Genomic DNA, 20618 nt, shown 5'->3' with positions numbered 1-20618 from the left:
CTTTTTCATGTGTATTTCTACACATCATTTTGCTGTAGCCCAATACATTTCAGCCAATGCTCGCAGTACAAGCATCACTGGGGTTTTATCGGTGATATTATACTCATTTAATTTCTTCTCAGGAGAATAGCAATACAAGGTTGCATCTGCCATTTGCTGCAGGGAATTTTTAGAAAAATGCGTAAGGGTTAGTAAGCGAGCTCCTCTTTTCTTAGCTAACCGAGCCATGTCTAATACTTGGGGCGTTTCACCTGACACGCTTATGAGGAAAAGAATATCGGTTGCTTCCAGGTGGTTGACCTCATGAATCATATCGTGGCGATGATAATAATATTCCGCTTGCTTGCCAGCAACCTTAAGGTACTTCACCATCATTTCACAAAAAGGAGTCGTATCCCCTACAGCGAAACATAGGACCCGATGAGCTTCCTGAATCATTTTTGAAACGATCACCAGCTTGTCCTGATCGATGATGCTAAACGTTTTATTTATGTTAAAAGAAAGACTATCCTTCGTAGGCTCTTTCTTCTGATAAATTTCTTCTTTTAAACTAATTTTCATTTGGGAATACCCGTCGTAGCCTAATTTTTTTGATAATCTTGTAATCGTATTTGGTACCGTAAAAAGCTTAGCTGCTAAATTCTGTATCGAGAGGGTAACAGCTTCTTCTTTGTTTTTTAGGATATATTCAACGATTTGATCATCTGTATCATTTAATTTATATTCATATTTTTGAACTTGTTCTTCGAATAGCATCATGGGATAACACCTTCTAATCTGTGATTATGTATAGGATATGTGTTTCGATATCCACCTGTATATTGAGAAAAAGCTACACCCATCTTAATTGAAATGAGAGCTCGAAACAAGGATGGTCTGTGGTACTTGAAATGGGAAATCTGGCTAGTAGGAGTGATAGCTGATTTCCCTTTTCTCGTGAATCTGTTTGTTACAAGAAGGATGCTCTCCATTGTGTATTTTTTGTATATTTTTCACTCATAAACTTCATCATAATTTAATGTAATTCTATAATTTTCACAATTTATTAGCCCTATAATACAAATTGGTCGTGTTGAAAAAGAATATAACCTGTAAAAGCATGAGGGGAATGTACACAATAGAGAATTGCCCAGGGGGAGTAAAGGCATGATATCGAGATTAAGTGTCCAGAAGCGTTTGATCATAACGTTCATCTTACTCTTGAGTTTACCTAGTTTATTAATTGGTGGGATATCGTATCAATCTGCCAGTAGCATTGTGAAGGAACAGATGAAACAAGAGTCACAAAAAAGTGTGGAACAATTAAATGGTCAACTTGACTCACTTATCAGATCGACCAAACAGTCTCTTCACTTGTTATCCGGAATGATTACTACTCAGGATAAGGGAAGGATACAAGTTTCACCTACATTAAAGATATTTGAAGAGTTTAAACGGCTTCATCCTCATGTAAGTAATCTGTATGTAGCTACGAAGGATGGAGAATTTATTCAGACATCACCATACATAGCGGAAAAGGAAAGCAAGGACTTCATTTATAACTATTGGTACGAAGCAGCAATGGAAAAAAAGGGAGAAGTGGTTCTCACCTCCATCTATAAGGATCAGGAGCAAAATAAAACGGTCGTTACCTTATCAAAGATGCTTACTGATGGATCAGGCGTAATTGCATTAAATATCGATTTAAAGAGTATGATCACGTTAACCCAACAGATGAAGATTGGACGTGAAGGGTATGCATTTATTGTTGATCAATCTAAACAATATGTCGCTCATCCTGTAAACGAGGCAGGAATAAAAGTAGAAGCAGAATGGAATAGTCTGTTCGAGTCTGAGAGTGGTAGTGGTAGTGGCACCTATCAATTGTCAGATCAGTCTCAAGAGGTACTTCATGTAACGAATAAGGAGACAGGCTGGAAAATTGCTGGTACTTTCCTGACGCAGGAATATGAGGATGCAGCTTTGCCGATTTTTGTCACAACAGTCGTAGTTATCCTGCTTTCACTATTCTTTGGCTCTATCTTGATGTTTTTTCTGGTGCGTTCTATTACCATCCCGCTTCGCAGTCTGGTTGAGGCAACGCGAGCAATTAGTAATGGTGATCTAACAGAAAAAGTTAGGATAACCTCTCACGATGAAATCGGGGAAGTAGCCACTAGTTTTAATCAGATGAGAAGCTCACTGCGCAGTCTCCTTAAAGAGGTATCTGAAATGTCTACCGGACTAACCTCTGCTTCTGTAGATTTAGCAGAGTCTGCAGAACAATCAGCGGAAGCATCCCAGCAAACGGTAGCCAATATCCAAAAGCTAGCGGAAGGTGCAGAAATTCAGGTGAGTAACATGGCAGATACAGAAGAGTCTGTAAAACAGTTACTGCTAGGTACTGGCAAAATAAGCAAGAGTTCCGAGCTTGTTTCGATCACTGCACTACAATCGTCACAGGTAGCAACAGAAGGACATCAGGCATTGAAACGAGCAGAAAATCAAATGTTGCACATTAATGATAGGGTTCTGGAAGTAGGAGAATCTATCACTAATCTACAAATTCATCTTGCTACGATTGATGAAATTGTAGAAATGATTAGCAAAATAGCATCTCAAACCAATTTACTTGCACTGAATGCATCCATTGAAGCAGCGAGAGCAGGAGAACATGGTAAAGGTTTTGCTGTCGTGGCAAATGAAGTAAATAAATTAGCAGATGAATCAAAAGCAATGGCAAACAAGATCACAGAAACAATTGGTCTCATTCATGAAGTGATGAATAAAACAGCCGTACATACAAAGAAGAGTGCGGGTGAAGCCAAGCAGGGTATCCGTGTGATCCAAGAGGCAGGAGTTGCATTTGAGCGTATCGAAAGCTCGGTACATATAGTGGCAGAACAAGTACAAGACGCAATGAATGTTGTACAAGAAATGACCGCAGGGATCAAAGAGATGAGTCTTCACATCGAGACGGTAAAAAACGTAACCTTATTAGCTTCAAACAGCACACAGACAGTATCAGCTACTACGGAAGAACAGCTTGCATCCATGGAAGAAATTAGTGTTTCAGCTGAGTCTTTATCTCAGATGGCAAAACGTTTACAGTCACAAATCATTACTTTTACATTATAATGCGGATATGAAATAGGTAAGAGTGTCACAGGGGGAAATTGGTTGTTACTACAGCCAGTTTTCCTCGTTTTGTCTGTTGGCAGAAAGAACGCCCTATTTTCGGTCTTATGTTACAGAACGTACAGATTTTCTGGTAAAAAGAAGTCAAATATTAGGAAGAAAAAAACATCTTCTTTACTGTTAGGACCGATTACTTTACGGTATAATGAAGGGCGATGTAATCGAAGAAGGAGTGTGTGGCTTGAGAAAAGATCGTGAAGATAGACAAGCTTTCTCGGGAGAAAGAACGCATTCGCGTAAAAGACGCAGCGGAATTTTACTTAAAGGATTGATTGGCTTTCTCCTTCTTATTTTAGTAGTAGGTGGAGTAGGAACTTATTATGTATATCAACAGCTTAAACCTGTTACGCTTGCAGGCGAGATAGAAGTAGAGATACCATCTGGATCTAGTCTTTCCTCGATAGCGAACAAGCTTGAGGAGAAAGGCGTCATAAAAAATGCTACGGTATTCAGCTACTATGTACGCTATGAAGGTACTGGTGCTACATTAAAAGCAGGTACGTATCAGTTTAGCGGTAGCCCAACAGTATCTTCGCTCATTGATACCCTCAGTAAAGGGAGCAAGGCTGAGGTAGTTCGCTTTACCATTCCAGAGGGGTGGAATGTAACACAAATCGCACAAGGCTTAGCTGAAAAAGGTCTGATTGACAGAGAAAAATTTTTGAAAGAAGTAAATGAAGGCGATTTTTCTCAATTTGATTTTGTTTCGGCTATACCTAAGAAAGAAGGGCGAAAATATAGATTGGAAGGGTATTTATTCCCAGAAACGTACGAAGTGAAAAAAGGAGCGGATGAGCACGAGATCATTCTTACCATGCTTCGTCAGTTTGAAAAGGAATGGAAACCAGAGTGGAATGAGGAATTAAAGAAACGGAATATGACGCCCGATGATGCTGTTAACTTGGCGTCCATCGTAGAGCGTGAAGTGGTAAATGATAAAGAAAGACCGACTGTTGCAGGGATTTTTTACAATCGAATTCGAGACAATTGGAAGCTACAGTCCTGTGCAACGGTTCAATTTGTACTGGGTAAACAGCGTGACGTAATTACTTTTAAGGATTTAGAGGTTGAAAGTCCATATAATACGTATATACATGAAGGGTTACCACCCGGACCGATTGCGAGTCCAGGACGCGCCTCTCTAGACGCTGTTGCGAAACCAGAACAAAATGATTACTTCTTCTTCGTTACGAAGAAGGATGGTACACAAGAGCATTACTTCTCTAAAACATTTGCGGAGCATGCGTCCAAAAATGCAAAAAGTCAGGGTAGTTGGTAGAAACAGATACTGGCTGTTTTAATGAGTTATGTTATAATAAAACGGTTATAAAAGCTGAAATACAAATTTTGGTTAAAAATGTTTCATAATATAAATTGAAAAGAATATATCATCCAGAAGCATGCTGGTTTTCCGGCATGCTCTTGACATGTATAGAGCAACTAAAATTTTTTCATGTTGGAATTGATCGATGTTTGTTGAGGGGGCCGATAGTATTGATTACAAACCCTGCAATAGAGGAATATATAACGAATTTAATACCACAACGTTCCCTGCTCTTAACCAGATTAGAAGAAGAAGCAAGGCAGGAGAATATTCCTATCATTCAATTGGCGGGAGCTCAATTTTTGCGCACACTACTTCTAATGAAACAACCGAAGAGTATATGTGAAATTGGTACAGCAATCGGATATTCTACCATTTGGCTTGCTGAAGCAGCTTTGGAAGCACAAATTGTTACGATGGAGCTGGACACAGAGCGTAGCGCTCGTGCCAAGCAGACTTTTAAAGAGGCAGGTCTAGTTGACCGCATTACCCTGATTGAAGGGGATGCAACAGAAGGACTTGATCCTTCCTACCAGTTTGATTGCCTGTTTATTGATGCGGCAAAGGGGCAATACCCTGTTTTTTTGGAAAAATATTTGCCGCTGGTTAAAGAAGGCGGTCTTGTGATTACGGATAATGTTCTGTTTCGAGGTTTAGTGGTGAACCCCGAAGAGGCAGGTAAACGCCACAAAAAAATGGTGGAAAAAATTGATGGTTATAACCGCTTTCTTATGGATCATCCAGAATTGGAAACCTCTATTGTACCAATTGGAGACGGAATTGCCGTTAGTATCAAGCAGAAGAGAGGAGTGAGTGACACGTGAAAAAACCTGAGCTATTAGTAGCAGTAAAACGATTGGCTGACATTGAGCCATTACTTGAAGCAGGTGCGGATGCTCTCAGTTTTGGTGAGACGCGGTATGGCCTTCGTAACACGGGAGATTTTACGCTGGAGGAGCTGGAAAAAGGCATACGTTTGGCAAAGAAAAAAGGGGCAAAGGTTTATATTAACGTGAACACGCTGCTCCATAATGAAGAGCTGGACGAACTGGATGAATACCTGCGCCAACTGGAAAGTTGGGGAGCAGATGCGATCGTTTTTGGTGATCCAGCAGTTTTGGTTACTGCCAAACAAGTAGCACCTAAGCTTCAATTACATTGGAGTCAGGAAATGCTGTCCACCAGCTACGATACAATTAACTACTGGGCGGAAAAAGGGGCAAGCCGCGCAGTATTAGCACGTGAATTAACCATTGATGAAACTGTAGAAAATAAACTGGAAGCTACCTGTGAGATTCAAGCGCAGGTACACGGACCAACTTGTATTTTTCAATCTCGTCGCGATCTGGTTTCAGCATACTTTGGTCATCAAGGACGTGATCTGGACCAAGAAGATACTGGTATGGAGCGGGGCATGTATGTAAAAGAAGAGAAACGTCGCAACATAAGTTACCCAGTTTACGAAGATAATCATGGTACACATATTATTAGTGCAGAAGATATCTGTATGATTGATGGACTTACTGATTTTGTTAATGGTGAGATCGATAGTCTGAAAATCGAAGGAATCCTCCACACTTCTGAATACTTGATTGAGGCTACCCGAATCTACCGGGAAGCCATTGACCTTTGTGCAGAGGATGAGGATACTTACTACGAGAAAGCTTCTCAATTCCTGGAACAAATCGAAGCGATTCAACCTAAGAACAGACCATTAAATACTGGATTTTATTATAAACCACCAATTCCATACCATACCTAACATGAGTGAGACATGATAAAAACCAAAACTGTCATATGAAAAACGTGAAGTTATATGTGACTAATTGAGAGGTGAAAGTAGCATGAGCACGATCCTAACTCCTAATCAAACAGGATTTCAACCTGTTGTGTCAAAACCTGAGCTATTATCTCCTGCAGGTAACTTGGAAAAATTGCAATTTGCCATACGTTACGGGGCAGATGCTGTTTATATTGGTGGACAAGTATACAGTTTGCGTGCCAATGCGGATAACTTTTCCTACGATGAAATGCGCGAAGGTGTCAAATTCGCTCATGAGCGTGGGGCGAAGGTTTTTGTGGCGACCAATATTATTGCCCATAATGAAGATTTGGGCGGGATGGCAGAATATTATCAGGAACTGCAAAACATCGGAATCGATGCGGTCATCGTTGCAGACCCTGCTTTGATTCAGGCATGTAAAAAAGCCGCACCAAAAATCGAGGTGCATCTTAGCACACAAGCCTCTACTACGAATTGGCGTTCGGTTCAATTTTGGAAAGATGAAGGAATTTCTCGTGTCGTTTTGGCTCGTGAAGTTTCCATGAAAGAGATTTATGATATTAAATCTCATGTCGATGTTGAGATTGAAGCTTTTATCCACGGGGCGATGTGCATTGCTTATTCCGGGCGTTGCGTATTATCTAACCATATGGCGATGCGTGACTCGAATCGAGGCGGATGTGCACAATCCTGTCGCTGGAAATATGACCTGTTCGAGGATGGATATAACTTTGAAGAGGCAGAAAACCAGCTAGGTAAAGCTCTCTACAAAGAAGGTGAAGAGCAATACACCATGTCTCCAAAGGATTTGAGCATGCTTCCATATATTGCAGACATGATTGAAGCAGGCGTTGACTCATTAAAAGTAGAAGGACGCATGAAGTCCATTCACTATGTAGCTACTGTATCACGCGCCTATAGAAGAGCGATTGATTCTTATTATGAAGATCCGAAGAATTTCAAGATCAAGCAGGAATGGATTGATGAAGTTTACAAGGCTGCACCACGTACACTATCTACAGGCTTCTTCTACGGAAGTCCTAGTACAGAGGAGCAAATATTTGGTGAGCCGAATCATCCAATCCCCTATGATTTCGCAGGGCTCGTAATGGATTATGATCCAGATACGCAGATTGCTTTGGTACAAGTACGTAACCACTTCAAAGTGGGAGCGAACGTGGAATTCTTTGGTCCAGATACATTCTTTGCACAAAAGGTAGAAAAAATTTGGCATCATGTCACGGATGAAGAAATGCAAGCAGCACGTCATCCGATGGAGTTGGTAAAGATCAAAGTGGACCAGCCTGTGAAACCATATGACATGATGAGAAAGGAGCTATAGCATGGGTCGCCCCGTATTAATTGGGGTAGCCGGGGGGAGCGGTTCCGGTAAAACCACCGTGGCACGAGAATTGTATCGTCAATTTATGGATCAGAGCGTTCTGATGATTGAACAGGATTCTTATTACAAGGATCAAAGTCACATGTCGATGGATGAACGCGTGAAAACAAACTATGATCATCCATTTGCCTTTGATAACGATCTGTTATTGTCCCATCTCCATGAGCTACTCAACCATCAAGCAATCGAAAAACCACAATACGATTTTAAAGAACATAATCGTTCAAACAAAACGGTACATGTACAACCGGCTTCTGTAATCATTTTGGAGGGTATGTTGATTCTTGAGGATCAACGTATTCGCGACTTAATGGATATCAAGGTTTTTGTAGATACCGATGCGGATGTACGGATTGTTCGACGCATTCAACGCGATATCGAAGAGCGCGGACGCAGCCTGAATAGTGTTGTGAAACAGTATTTGAATGTCGTTCGTCCTATGCATCTTCAATTCATTGAACCGACGAAAAGATATGCAAATATCATTATTCCAGAGGGTGGTTACAATAAGGTGGCGCTTGACTTGTTGTCTACTAAAATCTATAACATCCTGTTGGAGAGCACGGCGATTACACAACAATCTAAATAGTAACGTGTACGAAAAAGAACCCACAAAAGTCTACTGTGGGTTCTTTTTTTAATGACTACTGTAGTGGACAGGCAGAAGAAGCACATTATTTGACAGATAAGAATGTATAAAAATTCTCATCAGCATAAGTGCAACTAAGGCTTTGCCTGTGCCAAAGGCTTGGCAAAGCCAAGTTTTCTAATCTGCAAACTCGTTAAGGTCCAACATGGTAGTATGTACTGTTCTCTACACAATTAAGAGTGCGGAAAGTGCAAAAGGTCGTAGATGCTACGAAGTAGCTCATGGGTTGCACTTTTTAACTGTATAAGAATGTATAAACTTCTAGGCTTCGCTTCCTTATCCGCATGAAAAACATCCGCTAAAGAAGAACCAGCTTCTTCGAAAGACTTCGATAGAAGTTTTTCTTATCAGCACTCTTTACCCAGTAGCTAGGTAGGACCTTAAATAGTACTGGACAAAAAATGTGCTTCTTCTGCTAACAGCTTCAGGGGTTTAATAAGACTTGCATTAAAACCTGCAGCATGAAAAACCAGATTCTCTTTTCACAAGGAGCGTCTTGGCGAAGCCCGACCCAGCGGAGCATTATTCATCGGGAATAAGAAGCGAGATCCAGCAAGTCTTACAGTGAAGACATCGTTTTGAGCTTCCCCGGTGAATGATGGGGAGCGGCCAGTCTAACCCCTTGCGGGGCGAAGACCTTTAGCGAAGGGTGAAAAGAGAAGCTGGTTTTCTCCACGAAAGTAGGATCAAGACGATACTTAAAAAGGAGTACCTTTATGTCTATCTATCTGGTGAACGGGCAATAATGAGGATGAAATGAACAGCGAAACGAGGTAGTTACCACAAATGAAAGGAACATCGATTACCAAACGGCGCAGTTTTTTGATTCTTCTTTTGGTTAGCCTGTTATTTTCGGGATTGATCGTTAGGCTTTGGTGGATTCAAATTGCGGCAACCCATTCCTTTTCTCCCCATAAAGTTGATCTGGTAAAAGCAGCAGTCAAACAAAGACAACAAGCCATCACCTTGAACAGTGGAAGAGGGGATATAGTTGACCGTAACGGGACCCCGCTGACCGGGATTGAAAAACGTGCGCTCATTATTTTTCCCTTGGCAAGAGGTAGTGTTGAAGCGACAGATAACATAAAGCAAATTGCAAAAATAGCAAATGTATCCGAACAGCAAATCATTCAACTCATTCAGAATGGTAAAAGCCCAACCCCTCTAACAGATCACAAAGGTGCCATTATAGAATTGACTGAGAGTCAAATGACTAAGATTAACCAGTTGCAGGTTCCTGGTATCTTGGCAGTAACGATGACGGAAAGGTATGCACCTATTAGCGTAGCCAAGCACGTAATTGGCTATGTAAGTCAAAATCCAGAACGTATCAAAAAAGAGTATGAAGAAGATTGGAAAAGCGGGAAAATGACTCTGGAGACAGCCGTAGGTGCTTCTGGAATAGAGAAGAGCTTTGACCGATTTTTACAAGGAATGGAGCCTTCGACGTTATCTTATTATGTAGACGGACAGGGTAATCCGTTACGTGGACTTCAAACGAGATTTTCAGAAGCAGAGAACAGCTTTTATCCATTGACGATCAAAACTACGCTTCATCTGGATATTCAGCAAGCTGCCGAAGAGGCGTTGCAGCAGGCGGGTATTGAAGAAGGAGCAATTATCGTTTTGGATGTGGCAACAAGCGATGTGCTTGCTATGGCTTCTCGTCCACTATTTGATCCTCATGATGTGGAAATTGACAAGGGAAATTGGCAGAATCAGGCTGTTAAACAAATTGCTCCTGGTTCCGTACTGAAAACAGTAGTTGCCGCAGCAGCGCTAGAGGATGGCGTCGTTTCTCCAACAGAAGAATTCAATTGTTCAGGTAGCTACGGTAAATACGGCTTTTCATGCTGGAAAAAAGAAGGACATGGGAAACTTACCTTAGCTGAAGCATTTGCAGAATCATGCAATATCACATTTGCGGAGGTAGCAAAACGGCTCGGTGGAGAACGATTACAGCAACAAGCGGAAAAAATGGGTATAACCATGAAAAATGGCTGGAATACCGAGCAATTATTTAAAATGGACAATTTTTCTCAGGTGGATGGTGAACACAAAGGGCAATTGTTTGCTGATCAGAAACCAACTGATGACGAGGGCATTCTAATTCAGACAGCAATAGGGCAACGTGATGCACAAATAACCCCGCTACAGGCAGCAAACATGATGGCAATGATTGCACGCGGAGGAGAAGCGAAGCAAGTTCGACTTGTTTCGCGAATTGAATATCGAAATGGCAGTTCTTTTACTGATTTTCAAGAGAATGAATTGCCTGTGAAAGGGCTGGATGCCGTCGTTTCGCAAAAACTACGTAAGATGATGGGGAATGTGATTCAAGAGGGTACGGCTACTTCACTCAAAAACCTTCCCATATCTGTTGCAGGAAAAACAGGTACAGCACAGGTTACCCACAAAGGGGAGCCGGCTATCCATCAATGGTTCGCCGGATTTGCGCCTGTAGATAACCCAGAATATGCGATTGTAGTCGTGGCCAAGAATCAGTCTGTCACGTCACCCAATCGATCATTCCAGGCGATCTCTCATCTTTTTTCTAGGCTTTGGAAGAAAGAAGCTCAATCTTCCTTACAGGACGTATCCCCTTCTGGTGAATAAATGCCCGGGCATTCAATTCGTTCTGACGGCTCAACCCGACGATCAACATGATCGGAGAGGAGGAGCCGTATTTTTTTTCAATGGTTTTTTGATTAAATGTAACACGGTCAATCTTACTAGGGGCGAGCTTCGATACCGTATGGCTGTGCCAATCACCTACATAATGAGATCGATTGGAAAATCTGGTTTTTTGCCTAACCATCTGGTGAAGATAGGAATCATCAAACATGATTGCATTCTGCATCCGTAACGCGTTAGGACCAGGGTCGCTTGCAAAAGTGATGATCCAATCCTTTTCATTCGTTTCATTCCCCAGTAGGATGCCACCTGTTTCTAAATCGGGATACAACCGGACAGCTTTTTCGATTTGTGACCAGGCACGCTGTGAAATATATAAGGTTGTCAACAAAGTTCCTCCCCTCACACAAAGAGTTCATAGATGTGGTTGTAGTATATGTGGGTAGAAAGACAGACGTGTGGTTAACAGGTTATTATCTATGCCTAATTAACATTTTATTTATAAAGGTAACAGAGTCTTGCTGAATAATTTACATAATTGCCACAGATGCAGATTCTCCCCGGGAATCCAGCGTGAGTAGTGATTTACTTGGTAGGGATGGTTATATTTGTTGTCTGGATCAACGGATTAGGACCATATGCTGTGATTTCACCATGCTTGTTTGAAAGACGTTGCATTACTGACGTTCAATCACATCATTTGCAACAGTTCTACTCCTGATAATTTCACCAAATGTAGAAACCAGCTTTTCATTAGTAATGATGTCTTGGTAGTTTAATCGAGCCTCTTCTGTTTGAGGTTGTACGAGTAACGTTGTTGTTACTTCATATTTTGACGGCAACAGATAATAACTAATGAAGGCTGTAATCCCAACAGCAGTCAGCGTTGTTATCAACAAAAAAAGTAAGCGTTGGCGTATGACCATAAGTAGCTTGGAGAGATCCCATTCCATGGTAGTTACGATCTCCTTTCGTTCTGTAAAAGAATGTATATGTCAGCTAGATCAATGCGAATTAGAGGGTAAGCACCTTGTTTTCATGTAGCTGTTTGGGGCGATAGTGCTCCTTTGCAATCTGAGCCGTTTTATACATGGATAAAGACTGCATGCCAAACTGTAGATGCATTCTCTTAAATTCTTCCAGAATTTCGATGAGAGCATAAAAATTTTCATCTACAGCGTTTCCAAAATTGTGAGGATTCCACCACAAATGAAAGATTTGTCGAGTTCTCGCAGCTTCTTGGATCGCTGATTTGATGAGTTCTAACCGTTTGGTTTCCAGAGACGAAAGATAGGGCTGATAGGGACGGAAAAAACGACTGCCAGCGACGTTGCACAAGCCGGATGGATCAACTACTTTATCCCAGGGATGGAGTAGAGAACCACTAAAGTGCCAGTAGGAATCAGATAGACGATAGATTCGCTTGGAAATCGATTGCGACTTTTGGTCAATATGGTAGGCGGGATGAGTAGGATTGCCACGATAACATAAGATTCCGTGATCAAGCAGGACCTTATCGTAAGCTGGATTATGCTGATTGCGTGGAAAGACAATCGAACGAATTTGAATGTCCATATCTTTTGCAATAGCCATCGCACTCTTCAAATCGGACGCAAACATTTCTTTGGTTTGTCCTTTTTCGAGACAATAATAATGGGAATAAGTGTGAGTGCCGATTTCTTGTTTGCTGCTTTGTTTAATCAGCTTAATTAAACTAGAAGCGTAATGAAGTGGATCATCCCATTCGCCTTCACCCATATCTTCTGAGTAAGGAAACAGACGAATATTTGAATAGGAGGGTAAAATCGTAGGTAAATGTCGCTGATAATGTTCACGATTCTCAGCAAATAATGATCCTACGATTGCCCAGGTAGCTTCCACATTGTATTGCTCAAATATATCAAGAAGTCTGGGGACAACTCGCCTCGAATGAAGTAAGTTCAGATTATAAGGATGATTGGGTCCGCAGTAATCACGGACTCCCCAATGTAATTCAAAATCGAGTGAAATTACAAAAGCCCCATAGGGTAGTCCCATAAAGAAAGAGAAGCCTCCTTCAAGAGAGTTTTGTAGATAGAATATTCCCTGGAAAATGTAATATTCCAATAAAAAAATCTTGTAGGGCAGGCAGTGAATAAAAAAAGTTGATTTATTTGTAGGAAAAAAGCTATGATGAAGAAGTACACTTTTAGAAATTCTACTGGTTACGTGTAGGTAAAATCATTTTTCTAGCAATAATTGCCCATATTAGTAATGAAATGAAAAATATATATGGCGTTGATGAAGGAGAGTAACAATCGAGGAAGGCAAAGAGAGCTGATGGATGGTGCGAATCAGTGTGGAATCGATTGTGAATGGGCTTCTGAGCTCCAAACCGAACCTTGCTATCGTTGTGCAAGAAGTAGGCTTTGGCGTTTGTCCAGGCGTTATCTGGATATCACACGTATGACCAGTTAGTGTGTGAGGTAAGAGATTTTGACTTGTTCAAAATAATTAGGGTGGCACCGCGGTCCATTCGTCCCTACAAGATAGGGATGAATGGGCTTTTTTGCGTAGAAAAAAATAAGCACACAGGTTTAGGAGGAAAAATAATGAAAACCATCTTTTCAGGCATTCAACCGAGTGGGGTAATTACATTAGGGAACTATTTAGGAGCCCTAAGACAATTCGTACAATTGCAGGATGAATACAACTGCTACTTTTGCATTGTAAATCAACATGCTATTACCGTCCCGCAAGATCCACAGAAACTGAAGGAAAATACAAGAAGCCTGGCAGCTCTCTATTTGGCAGTAGGTCTTGACCCGGCAAAAATCACCTTGTTTGTACAATCAGAAGTGCCAGCGCATACCAAATTGGGCTGGATCATGCAATGTACGACATACGTAGGCGAAATGGAACGCATGACACAATATAAAGATAAATCCCAAGGACGAAATGAAAGCATTCCATTAGGATTGCTAGCATATCCTCCACTCATGGCAGCAGACATTCTGTTGTACGATACGCACTTTGTACCAGTGGGTGAGGATCAGAAGCAACATCTCGAGCTGACTCGTGATTTGGCACAGCGCTTTAATAATCGTTATGGCGAAACGTTTGTCATTCCAGAAGTGAGGATAGCTGAATCAGGGGCACGCGTAATGTCCTTACAGGAACCAACCAAAAAAATGAGCAAATCAGACCCTAATACAGCTTCCTTCGTCTCCCTGTTGGACAGTGAAAAGGATATCGTGAAAAAAATCAAACGCTCGCAGACTGACTCGGACAACCAAGTTCGTTATGACAAGGAAAACAAACCAGGGATTTCTAATCTCATGAGCATCTATTCCGCTCTTACTGGTAAAACAATTGAGCAGATTGAAATTGAATTCGATGGCCAAGGGTATGGCCAATTTAAAGGCGCAGTTGCCGATGCTGTTGTGGCAACACTGGCTCCGATTCAAGAGAAGTATGAAAAATATCTTGCTTCTGATGAGCTAGATAAAATTCTGGATGAAGGCGCTCGGAAGGCTAGTGAAGTAGCGAATAAAATGATGGATAAAGTAGAGCGTGCAATGGGTATGCAACGCGGATAAAAAGCAAGGCCCCTCATGGCAGGGGAAAAAGGAAAAAAGACATCAGAAATACGTTGAAGTCTTTTACCTTTTCCCTTCAGCATGAGGTTTTTTTTTGGTTCATAGAAATTCTGTGGAAGGTAGAATTATGTTTGGGTTCACCTAACTTGATTTCTCTGATTCTCAAATAGTTGTATCTTTTCTGGTACAGACACACCTAGGCTCTTGCCTACATATACTTGGGTAACAGTCTATCTGGGAGGTGGCAAGCGTGTCCAGTATCTTAATGACACTTTCGCTCGCGTTCAAAGAGCTTGTTATGTTCGTTGCATATGTAAGAAACAACGCCTTTCCTCAACCATTGCCTGAGGTGGAGGAAGAGAAGTATCTCCGTCTAATGGGGACTGGAGACCCTTCTGCTCGTAACAAACTCATTGAACATAATTTGCGCCTTGTCGCTCATATTGTCAAGAAGTTCGAAAACACTGGGGAAGACAGTGAGGACCTTATTTCCATCGGCACAATCGGTCTGATAAAAGCGATTGAGAGCTATCAGGTAAACAAGGGAACCAAATTGGCGACGTATGCAGCGAGGTGTATAGAGAACGAGATCCTAATGCATTTAAGAAGTCTAAAGAAGACGAAGAAAGATGTATCCCTTCATGATCCGATTGGGATGGATAAAGAGGGGAATGAGTTCACCCCACACAGTTAGACGTGTGAGGTGTTTTTTTGTGGTAATTTTGGATGGAGTGTAATTTCAAAGTGGTCGTTCTTTTGCCACTTCTCTTTTTTATAAACAGCCTTTTCAAGAACTGATTTAAGCAACGTGTTTTTTTCAAGTGGATCATCAGAGTGGTGGTACATTTTTAACACATATTCCACACTAGGAATAATTTCCTTTCGAGCTGTTCCTCGCACTTGTTCTATCTTTAATTCTTTATCAACTCTTTCAATTGCCTCTGAAAGATTTTCTATTCGAATGGCTAGGTTTTGGGATCTATCTACATATGTTTCCTCATCATAGATACCTCGCTCCAAAAAGTCGTGAAGCCTTCCTTTCTGATTCTCTACTTCGGTTTTTTCTTTCAGCATGGATTGAAGAATGGATTGTTTACTATCGATCTGGCTTTCTTGTGGTTCATCTGCATGTTTCTCCCATTGTGCTTTATACTCTGCAAGCCATTTTGTAAGACTGGATACGATGCGGGTTTCTACATAGTCGAATCTGGAACTTTTGGAATTACAGAAATCATTGCTACATCTAATATGCCCAGGTCCATTTTGGTAGGGTCTATAAACAGCTGCTGAATCACATAAACCACAACGTATGATGCCAGCCAATGGATTTGTTATTCCATTTTGCAGCTTGTATGGTATGTGATATCTGGTTTTCAGTATTTTCTGTGCTTTGAGAAACACTTCATTTGAAATGATAGGTCTGTGTTTCCCTTTGGTATCAATCCATTCATCAACAGGTCGAGTTTTTCTGTCTGTTTTCTTTAGGGGATCCTTTGACTTTTTGTATTGTTTCTTTTTCCACTGAATTCTTCCTATATAAACAGCATTTTTTAATACGGTCAGTACACTAGATGGCATCCATTTCCGGCCAGTGTAAGTAGGGATACCCATATTATTCAGCTCATTGGCAATTCTTCTGGTTCCCATCTGCTTTTGAGGATCAGAATGTGTATACCAATTGAATATCATTTTAACCACATGTTCTTGGTCGGGATGGGGGATTAAATATCTTTCCTTGCCGTTATTTTCGATTAGATATCCATAGGGTGGGCGAGTGGCAATGTAGTTACCCTCCTCAATCGAACGTACTCTGCCACCTTGTAATCGTCTGTTGATTAGTTTTAGCTCTTTACGAGCCATAAAAGCTTCAAATTCGCTGTATTCTTCATCCCATTCATCTTCAAGATCATAGGTTTTACGTGGGGTGATTATTTTTGTTTTGGATTGCCTAAATGTTTCTAAGATTAAGCCTTGTTCCTGCATGTTACCACGTCCGAGACGGTCAACGTCCATGACCAGGACAGCGTCATACTTTTTTGATTCAACTTCTTTTAAAAGCTCCTGCATTTCTGGACGATGAAGGAGGCTTTCACCTGAGACGATTTCCTCACGTATATTTACGATGTTTAGATTCTGGTGTTTAGCGACTTTCATCAGAGCCTTTTTGTGTTTCGCAAGGGTTTCACCTTCGCCACGTGCCTCTGCTTCTATATCAGCACGAGATTTACGTAAATAAATGGCGACACGTTCCATAAGAGACCTCCTTACAAATCGTCAGTTGGAACTCCTGTACTGGAAATGAACCTTTCTTTTACATATGTCATCTGCATAATTTCCTCAAGGTCAGCTATCAACAAAATAAACTGTTCGATTTCTTCAGGTGGGTACCCATACCCTTTAATACGTTTATGTACTAATTCTAAATTAATCCCGAAGCTGTTCAATTTTTCTGGATGTCTTAGGAGTTCATCATAACTGATGGACATACTTACTGTCTCACTATAAAAATCTTCTTCATCATGTAGTTGAAATGGAGCTTCAATTGAGAAATACATTCTTTTATGCTCCTCCCAATTGATCCTCTCAGCTCCAAAGTAAATGACATATTTTTGAGGTACTATGTTTCCATCTATTTTCTCGTATATGACGCTGATTCTCTTTTTTGGCATCTCACTACTCCCATATGTTAGTTATCTTGTAGTCAAGCTTCTTCTGATTACATCTAGATTGTTATTGTTACGGTCATTCCGTGTTATGTATCGAGTAAATGATGGGTCAATGGAATGAATAATCGAACCTGATTACAAATGAATAGGTTAGTCCGCTGGAAATCACCGCATAGGTATAAGAGTAGAGGTGATTACTCCATGAAAAATCATAATCCTGCCAAGAAATACGACATGACATACAAGGAAGGAAATACTACTGTGAATATTGTAGCACCACCAAGAATGACAGAGGAAGAAATAGAGAAGGTGCTTGAAGACTTTCACAAAGCTGGATGGATGATTGTAAAATCGCTCAGAGCAAAAGGTATAGAGATTTGAGCGCCCACTGGGCGTATGGGACAGGCCTATCTAACACAGCATTACTCCAGCAATCCCAGTTCTTCATAAATTTTAATTGAGACGACACCGTTCTGTGCCAAGTGACGGTCGCGTTGATATTTTTTTAGAGCAGCAGTTGTATTTGAACGGAACTTGCCATCACATTTTCCATTGTAGTATCCAGCGCTTTTTAAACGGGATTGAATCAGTTGTACATCTCCGCCGACATCACCTTCGGCTAAATCTCTCGGATTATGGCTCGGGTCCCCCAAAACATGCCCATAAATCGTAACTTTTGATCCGAGTGGAATCATATCGAATAATTCGGTGATATCTCTATTGCGCATACGGATACAACCATGGCTCAAATGTTGTCCAATAGAATGAGGCCTGTTCGTGCCGTGAATGCCGTAATTTCCCCAAGGAACGTTTAATCCTAGCCACCTTGGTCCAAAAGATGGTCCCCAATTTTTCCCTTTGTATACAATTTTGTATTCTCCAACAGGTGTAGGGGTGGACGGATTACCAACAGCGATAGAATAGGTCTTTATTTTTTGACCATGTTTCCGAACAATTAATTGGTGTTGCAGAGGGTGAACGTCAATGCAATAGATCCCTTTATCAACTACAATCGGCAGCGATAGATCGGCGTAAACAGGCTGGTAACCAATTACCACATATATGATCAAACTGAGAAAAATAGTTGCAATGGCTCGAAAAAGAAGAGAAATTCGTTTCATCATTTATCACTACTTTATCCAATAGTTATCTGATCCACACGATATCATTTAACATGTGTCATCTTTAAAAATTTTATTTAAGCATTCTGTGAAGAAATAAGAAAAGCCCCCGTTAGGAGGCGATTCTCTCAATAACTAATATGGTACGCAGCAAATTCCCCTTGGGTTGCAACAACCACTTGGTTCACTAGCAGCAGATGCAGCACCAGAAATAGACATAACCATCATGACTGCAAATGCTATAGCCAAAAACTTTTTCATAAACTCACCTCCAAACATAATATTTTATAGAATGCTATGACAATAATATAACATTATTGTAATTAAATGGAAATACATAATAATAAAAAAGCTCCCCTCATCAGGAGCAACGGTATATATGTTAGCAAAGCTATTATTACATGAGCAGATGGTGCGGGGGAATGAATGATGAACACAATGCAGGACCTTCTTCAAGAGTGTAAAGTGACAAGAAAAAGCTTGAGAAGGTGGATTTGAAAGAAGAGCAGCATATGAAAGAAAAGTCTCTATCGATCTAGTAAGAATGCAAGCGTTTGTATATAAGGGAACAGCCGGAAGCCATGTAACCTTACAGAGTGGAAAAAATTTCAGTTAGAAGATGCATTAGCTTGTCTTACTGAAAGAGAATGTTATATTTTTACACATGACGAAGAATTTTCATTTGAGGAAATGGCTAGATTATTTGTTTCAAAAAACAGTGTACTAACATTGGTAACGAGAGCACAAAATAAAATTGCAAATTGTGTAGCTACGAGCCTATTCCTTGTGGGATAGGCTCTTTAAAAAAGTTTCTAATTCATTTTTACTTCCTAAAAAACATAGAAAAACTCACTTTACAACTCATCTAATTTTTTCATTTGGTTCAATATGAACATGAACATCGTATACACCGTATTTTTGCTTTAATTCATTTTCAACATTTGTCGAAATATCATGGGCATCACTGATATCCAGATTAGAGGTAACAAGAAGAACAATATCCACTACAGCATTATTCCCATAACTTCTTGCTCGTATATTTTTTACCCCTTTTACCCCATGAACAGTTAAGACAGTTTCTTTATAGGAGTTTATTAACATTTCATCAAACCCATCCGTTAAATGGTTAGAGGCATCACGAAAAATCTCCCAAGCCGTTTTACAAATCAAAAAACCTACCAAAACAGCAGCAAGGGAATCGAACCAAGGTAGATTAAATTGTGCACCCACGATCCCTATTACCGTACCTATACTTACCCAGGCATCAGAAAGATTATCCTTTGCTGCTGCCATTAGAGACTGGCTATTTATCTGTGTAGCAAGGTTTTTGTTATATCGATAAACAAAGTACATAACTACAGCACAAAAAAGTCCAGTCCATGCCGAAATCAAATCTGGTGATCCATGTTTTCCCTGCACTACAGAAGATATAGCTTCATATAATACTTGTAAACCTACAGCCATCATAATGAAAGAAGCTATCAAGGAAGCTACAGCTTCAGCCTTCCAGTGTCCATAAGGGTGATCTTTATCAGCAGGTTTTCGTGATAAGCGCAATCCAATTAAAACAGATAGAGAGGCTACGATATCTGTAGCATTATTTAGTCCGTCAGCTCGTAAGGCTTCGGAATTCGCTGTATAGCCAATGAATAATTTAAGGGTAGATAGACAAATGTATGCAATTATACTAATTATGGCGCCTTTTTCTCCCAGTTTTAAATTATCATATCGTTGTTGCTGCTCCACATTTAAAAGCTCCTTCCCCACATTCCTTTTGATCTTTGCTCATATTATCTACAGTAACGTTTTTTCCTATGTTTCAATAAATGTTGAAGGGCAAAAAAAGTTGCCTACGGATAAAATTGACACGTCTAACTGTAGCAGGTGAATGAAATCACCCTAATCGATGTATTAGGAACCGAAACGGATGAAGTTGTGGATGCCGTTCAGTTAAAGCTGGAGAGCAATAAGATTTATCAGCATATTCATATTCTGGACGAAAGAGAAAAAGAGGTAATCATTGGCAGGTTTGGTCTGGATCAGGATAAAGAAAAAACGCAGAGAGAAATTGCGCGGGAGTTGGGTATCTCACGTTCTTATGTATCTCGAATTGAGAAACGTGCACTTATGAAATTGTTCCATGAATTTTACCGAACAAAGCAGGCTCAAGGACGTTAGTCGATCCGATTCTTGACTTAAAAAATTGGTCAGCTATTCCAATTACATGTAGAACTTAAAGCAGGAAAACAGAGAATAGAACATCAAGCTAGTAACTGATAACTGC

The 20618-nt window shown here is 40.5% G+C and carries 18 protein-coding genes, 2 pseudogenes and 1 other annotated feature; of the genes and pseudogenes, 11 read left to right on the top strand and 9 right to left on the bottom strand.

Annotated elements, in window-relative coordinates:
* Positions 1-24 precede the first annotated feature (24 nt).
* Complete coding sequence (locus LM917_RS00970) at positions 25-759, bottom strand: MurR/RpiR family transcriptional regulator (RefSeq protein WP_232695523.1); 735 nt, start codon at positions 757-759, stop codon at positions 25-27.
* A gap of 387 nt (positions 760-1146) precedes the next feature.
* Here LM917_RS00970 and LM917_RS00965 point away from each other — a divergent pair, with 387 nt between their 5' ends.
* The 7 genes from LM917_RS00965 (at position 1147) to LM917_RS00935 (ending at position 10951) form a co-directional block, all read left to right on the top strand.
* Positions 1147-3117: a methyl-accepting chemotaxis protein gene (locus tag LM917_RS00965; protein ID WP_232695522.1), complete on the top strand. Its 1971-nt coding sequence runs from the start codon at positions 1147-1149 to the stop codon at positions 3115-3117.
* 241 nt (positions 3118-3358) lie between these two features.
* Positions 3359-4456, top strand: a complete 1098-nt coding sequence (mltG, locus tag LM917_RS00960; RefSeq protein WP_232695521.1) for an endolytic transglycosylase MltG — start codon at positions 3359-3361, stop codon at positions 4454-4456.
* A gap of 215 nt (positions 4457-4671) precedes the next feature.
* Positions 4672-5325: an O-methyltransferase gene (locus LM917_RS00955; protein WP_232695520.1), complete on the top strand. Its 654-nt coding sequence runs from the start codon at positions 4672-4674 to the stop codon at positions 5323-5325.
* A complete protein-coding gene (locus LM917_RS00950) occupies positions 5322-6263 on the top strand; it encodes a peptidase U32 family protein (protein WP_232695519.1) in 942 nt (313 codons plus the stop codon). The genes LM917_RS00955 and LM917_RS00950 overlap by 4 nt, the downstream gene beginning before the upstream one ends.
* An 82-nt stretch (positions 6264-6345) precedes the next feature.
* On the top strand, positions 6346-7626 hold the full coding sequence (locus LM917_RS00945) for a peptidase U32 family protein (RefSeq protein ID WP_232695518.1): 1281 nt from the start codon (positions 6346-6348) through the stop codon (positions 7624-7626).
* A gap of 1 nt (position 7627) precedes the next feature.
* Positions 7628-8275 (top strand): uridine kinase, encoded by a 648-nt coding sequence (gene udk / locus LM917_RS00940; RefSeq protein WP_232695517.1) that lies wholly within the window; start codon positions 7628-7630, stop codon positions 8273-8275.
* Between the two features lie 846 nt (positions 8276-9121).
* Complete coding sequence (locus tag LM917_RS00935) at positions 9122-10951, top strand: peptidoglycan D,D-transpeptidase FtsI family protein (protein ID WP_232695516.1); 1830 nt, start codon at positions 9122-9124, stop codon at positions 10949-10951.
* Here the strand turns inward: LM917_RS00935 and LM917_RS00930 are convergent.
* From LM917_RS00930 to LM917_RS00920, 3 genes are all read right to left on the bottom strand, one after another.
* Positions 10890-11357 (bottom strand): Mov34/MPN/PAD-1 family protein, encoded by a 468-nt coding sequence (locus LM917_RS00930; RefSeq protein WP_232695515.1) that lies wholly within the window; start codon positions 11355-11357, stop codon positions 10890-10892. The genes LM917_RS00935 and LM917_RS00930 overlap by 62 nt on opposite strands.
* A 289-nt stretch (positions 11358-11646) precedes the next feature.
* Positions 11647-11922 (bottom strand): Wzz/FepE/Etk N-terminal domain-containing protein, encoded by a 276-nt coding sequence (locus tag LM917_RS00925; protein WP_232695514.1) that lies wholly within the window; start codon positions 11920-11922, stop codon positions 11647-11649.
* A gap of 61 nt (positions 11923-11983) precedes the next feature.
* Complete coding sequence (locus LM917_RS00920; RefSeq protein WP_232695513.1) at positions 11984-13006, bottom strand: polysaccharide deacetylase family protein; 1023 nt, start codon at positions 13004-13006, stop codon at positions 11984-11986.
* A gap of 231 nt (positions 13007-13237) precedes the next feature.
* Positions 13238-13495 (top strand) — a binding site (T-box leader).
* 65 nt (positions 13496-13560) lie between these two features.
* Here LM917_RS00920 and trpS point away from each other — a divergent pair.
* Positions 13561-14547, top strand: a complete 987-nt coding sequence (gene trpS, locus LM917_RS00915) for a tryptophan--tRNA ligase (RefSeq protein ID WP_232695512.1) — start codon at positions 13561-13563, stop codon at positions 14545-14547.
* 250 nt (positions 14548-14797) lie between these two features.
* A pseudogene (locus LM917_RS00910) lies at positions 14798-15229 on the top strand (sigma-70 family RNA polymerase sigma factor); the annotation flags it as partial.
* An 8-nt stretch (positions 15230-15237) separates the two neighbouring features.
* On the opposite strand, the gene LM917_RS00905 reads toward LM917_RS00910, so the two are convergent.
* Complete coding sequence (locus LM917_RS00905) at positions 15238-16800, bottom strand: recombinase family protein (protein WP_232695511.1); 1563 nt, start codon at positions 16798-16800, stop codon at positions 15238-15240.
* Between the two features lie 11 nt (positions 16801-16811).
* On the bottom strand, positions 16812-17216 hold the full coding sequence (locus tag LM917_RS00900) for a hypothetical protein (RefSeq protein ID WP_232695510.1): 405 nt from the start codon (positions 17214-17216) through the stop codon (positions 16812-16814).
* Positions 17217-17414: 198 nt separating this feature from the next.
* On the opposite strand from LM917_RS00900, the gene LM917_RS00895 reads away from it, so the two are divergent.
* Positions 17415-17594: a hypothetical protein gene (locus LM917_RS00895; protein ID WP_232695509.1), complete on the top strand. Its 180-nt coding sequence runs from the start codon at positions 17415-17417 to the stop codon at positions 17592-17594.
* A 41-nt stretch (positions 17595-17635) separates the two neighbouring features.
* On the opposite strand, the gene LM917_RS00890 is transcribed toward LM917_RS00895, so the two are convergent.
* From LM917_RS00890 to LM917_RS00885, 3 genes are all read right to left on the bottom strand, one after another.
* Positions 17636-18337 carry a L,D-transpeptidase family protein gene (locus LM917_RS00890; protein WP_232695508.1) on the bottom strand — a complete coding sequence of 234 codons (702 nt, stop codon included), beginning with the start codon at positions 18335-18337 and terminating at the stop codon, positions 17636-17638.
* Between the two features lie 132 nt (positions 18338-18469).
* Complete coding sequence (locus LM917_RS24335; protein WP_255667854.1) at positions 18470-18595, bottom strand: hypothetical protein; 126 nt, start codon at positions 18593-18595, stop codon at positions 18470-18472.
* 600 nt (positions 18596-19195) lie between these two features.
* A complete protein-coding gene (locus LM917_RS00885; protein WP_232695507.1) occupies positions 19196-20080 on the bottom strand; it encodes a cation diffusion facilitator family transporter in 885 nt (294 codons plus the stop codon).
* Positions 20081-20221: 141 nt separating this feature from the next.
* Between LM917_RS00885 and LM917_RS00880 the strand changes: the two are divergent.
* Positions 20222-20512: pseudogene (locus LM917_RS00880) on the top strand (sigma-70 family RNA polymerase sigma factor); the annotation flags it as partial.
* Between the last annotated feature and the right edge of the window lie 106 nt (positions 20513-20618).

The organism is Brevibacillus daliensis, from assembly GCF_021245735.1.
GTDB classification, from domain to species: domain Bacteria; phylum Bacillota; class Bacilli; order Brevibacillales; family Brevibacillaceae; genus Brevibacillus_B; species Brevibacillus_B daliensis.
Note: the sequence above shows the minus strand (reverse complement) of the source record. Positions and strands in the feature narration are given on the sequence as shown.

Excerpts from the sequence above, each read along its gene's own strand:
- LM917_RS00905 (WP_232695511.1), bottom strand. The coding sequence starts at position 16,800 with ATGGAACGTGTCGCCATTTATTTACGTAAATCTCGTGCTGATATAGAA.
- LM917_RS00890 (WP_232695508.1), bottom strand. The coding sequence starts at position 18,337 with ATGATGAAACGAATTTCTCTTCTTTTTCGAGCCATTGCAACTATTTTT.
- udk (WP_232695517.1), top strand. The coding sequence starts at position 7,628 with ATGGGTCGCCCCGTATTAATTGGGGTAGCCGGGGGGAGCGGTTCCGGT.
- LM917_RS24335 (WP_255667854.1), bottom strand. The coding sequence starts at position 18,595 with ATGAAAAAGTTTTTGGCTATAGCATTTGCAGTCATGATGGTTATGTCT.
- LM917_RS00965 (WP_232695522.1), top strand. The coding sequence starts at position 1,147 with ATGATATCGAGATTAAGTGTCCAGAAGCGTTTGATCATAACGTTCATC.
- LM917_RS00900 (WP_232695510.1), bottom strand. The coding sequence starts at position 17,216 with ATGCCAAAAAAGAGAATCAGCGTCATATACGAGAAAATAGATGGAAAC.
- trpS (WP_232695512.1), top strand. The coding sequence starts at position 13,561 with ATGAAAACCATCTTTTCAGGCATTCAACCGAGTGGGGTAATTACATTA.
- LM917_RS00935 (WP_232695516.1), top strand. The coding sequence starts at position 9,122 with ATGAAAGGAACATCGATTACCAAACGGCGCAGTTTTTTGATTCTTCTT.
- LM917_RS00970 (WP_232695523.1), bottom strand. The coding sequence starts at position 759 with ATGATGCTATTCGAAGAACAAGTTCAAAAATATGAATATAAATTAAAT.
- LM917_RS00925 (WP_232695514.1), bottom strand. The coding sequence starts at position 11,922 with ATGGAATGGGATCTCTCCAAGCTACTTATGGTCATACGCCAACGCTTA.
- LM917_RS00895 (WP_232695509.1), top strand. The coding sequence starts at position 17,415 with ATGAAAAATCATAATCCTGCCAAGAAATACGACATGACATACAAGGAA.
- LM917_RS00920 (WP_232695513.1), bottom strand. The coding sequence starts at position 13,006 with ATGGGACTACCCTATGGGGCTTTTGTAATTTCACTCGATTTTGAATTA.
- LM917_RS00945 (WP_232695518.1), top strand. The coding sequence starts at position 6,346 with ATGAGCACGATCCTAACTCCTAATCAAACAGGATTTCAACCTGTTGTG.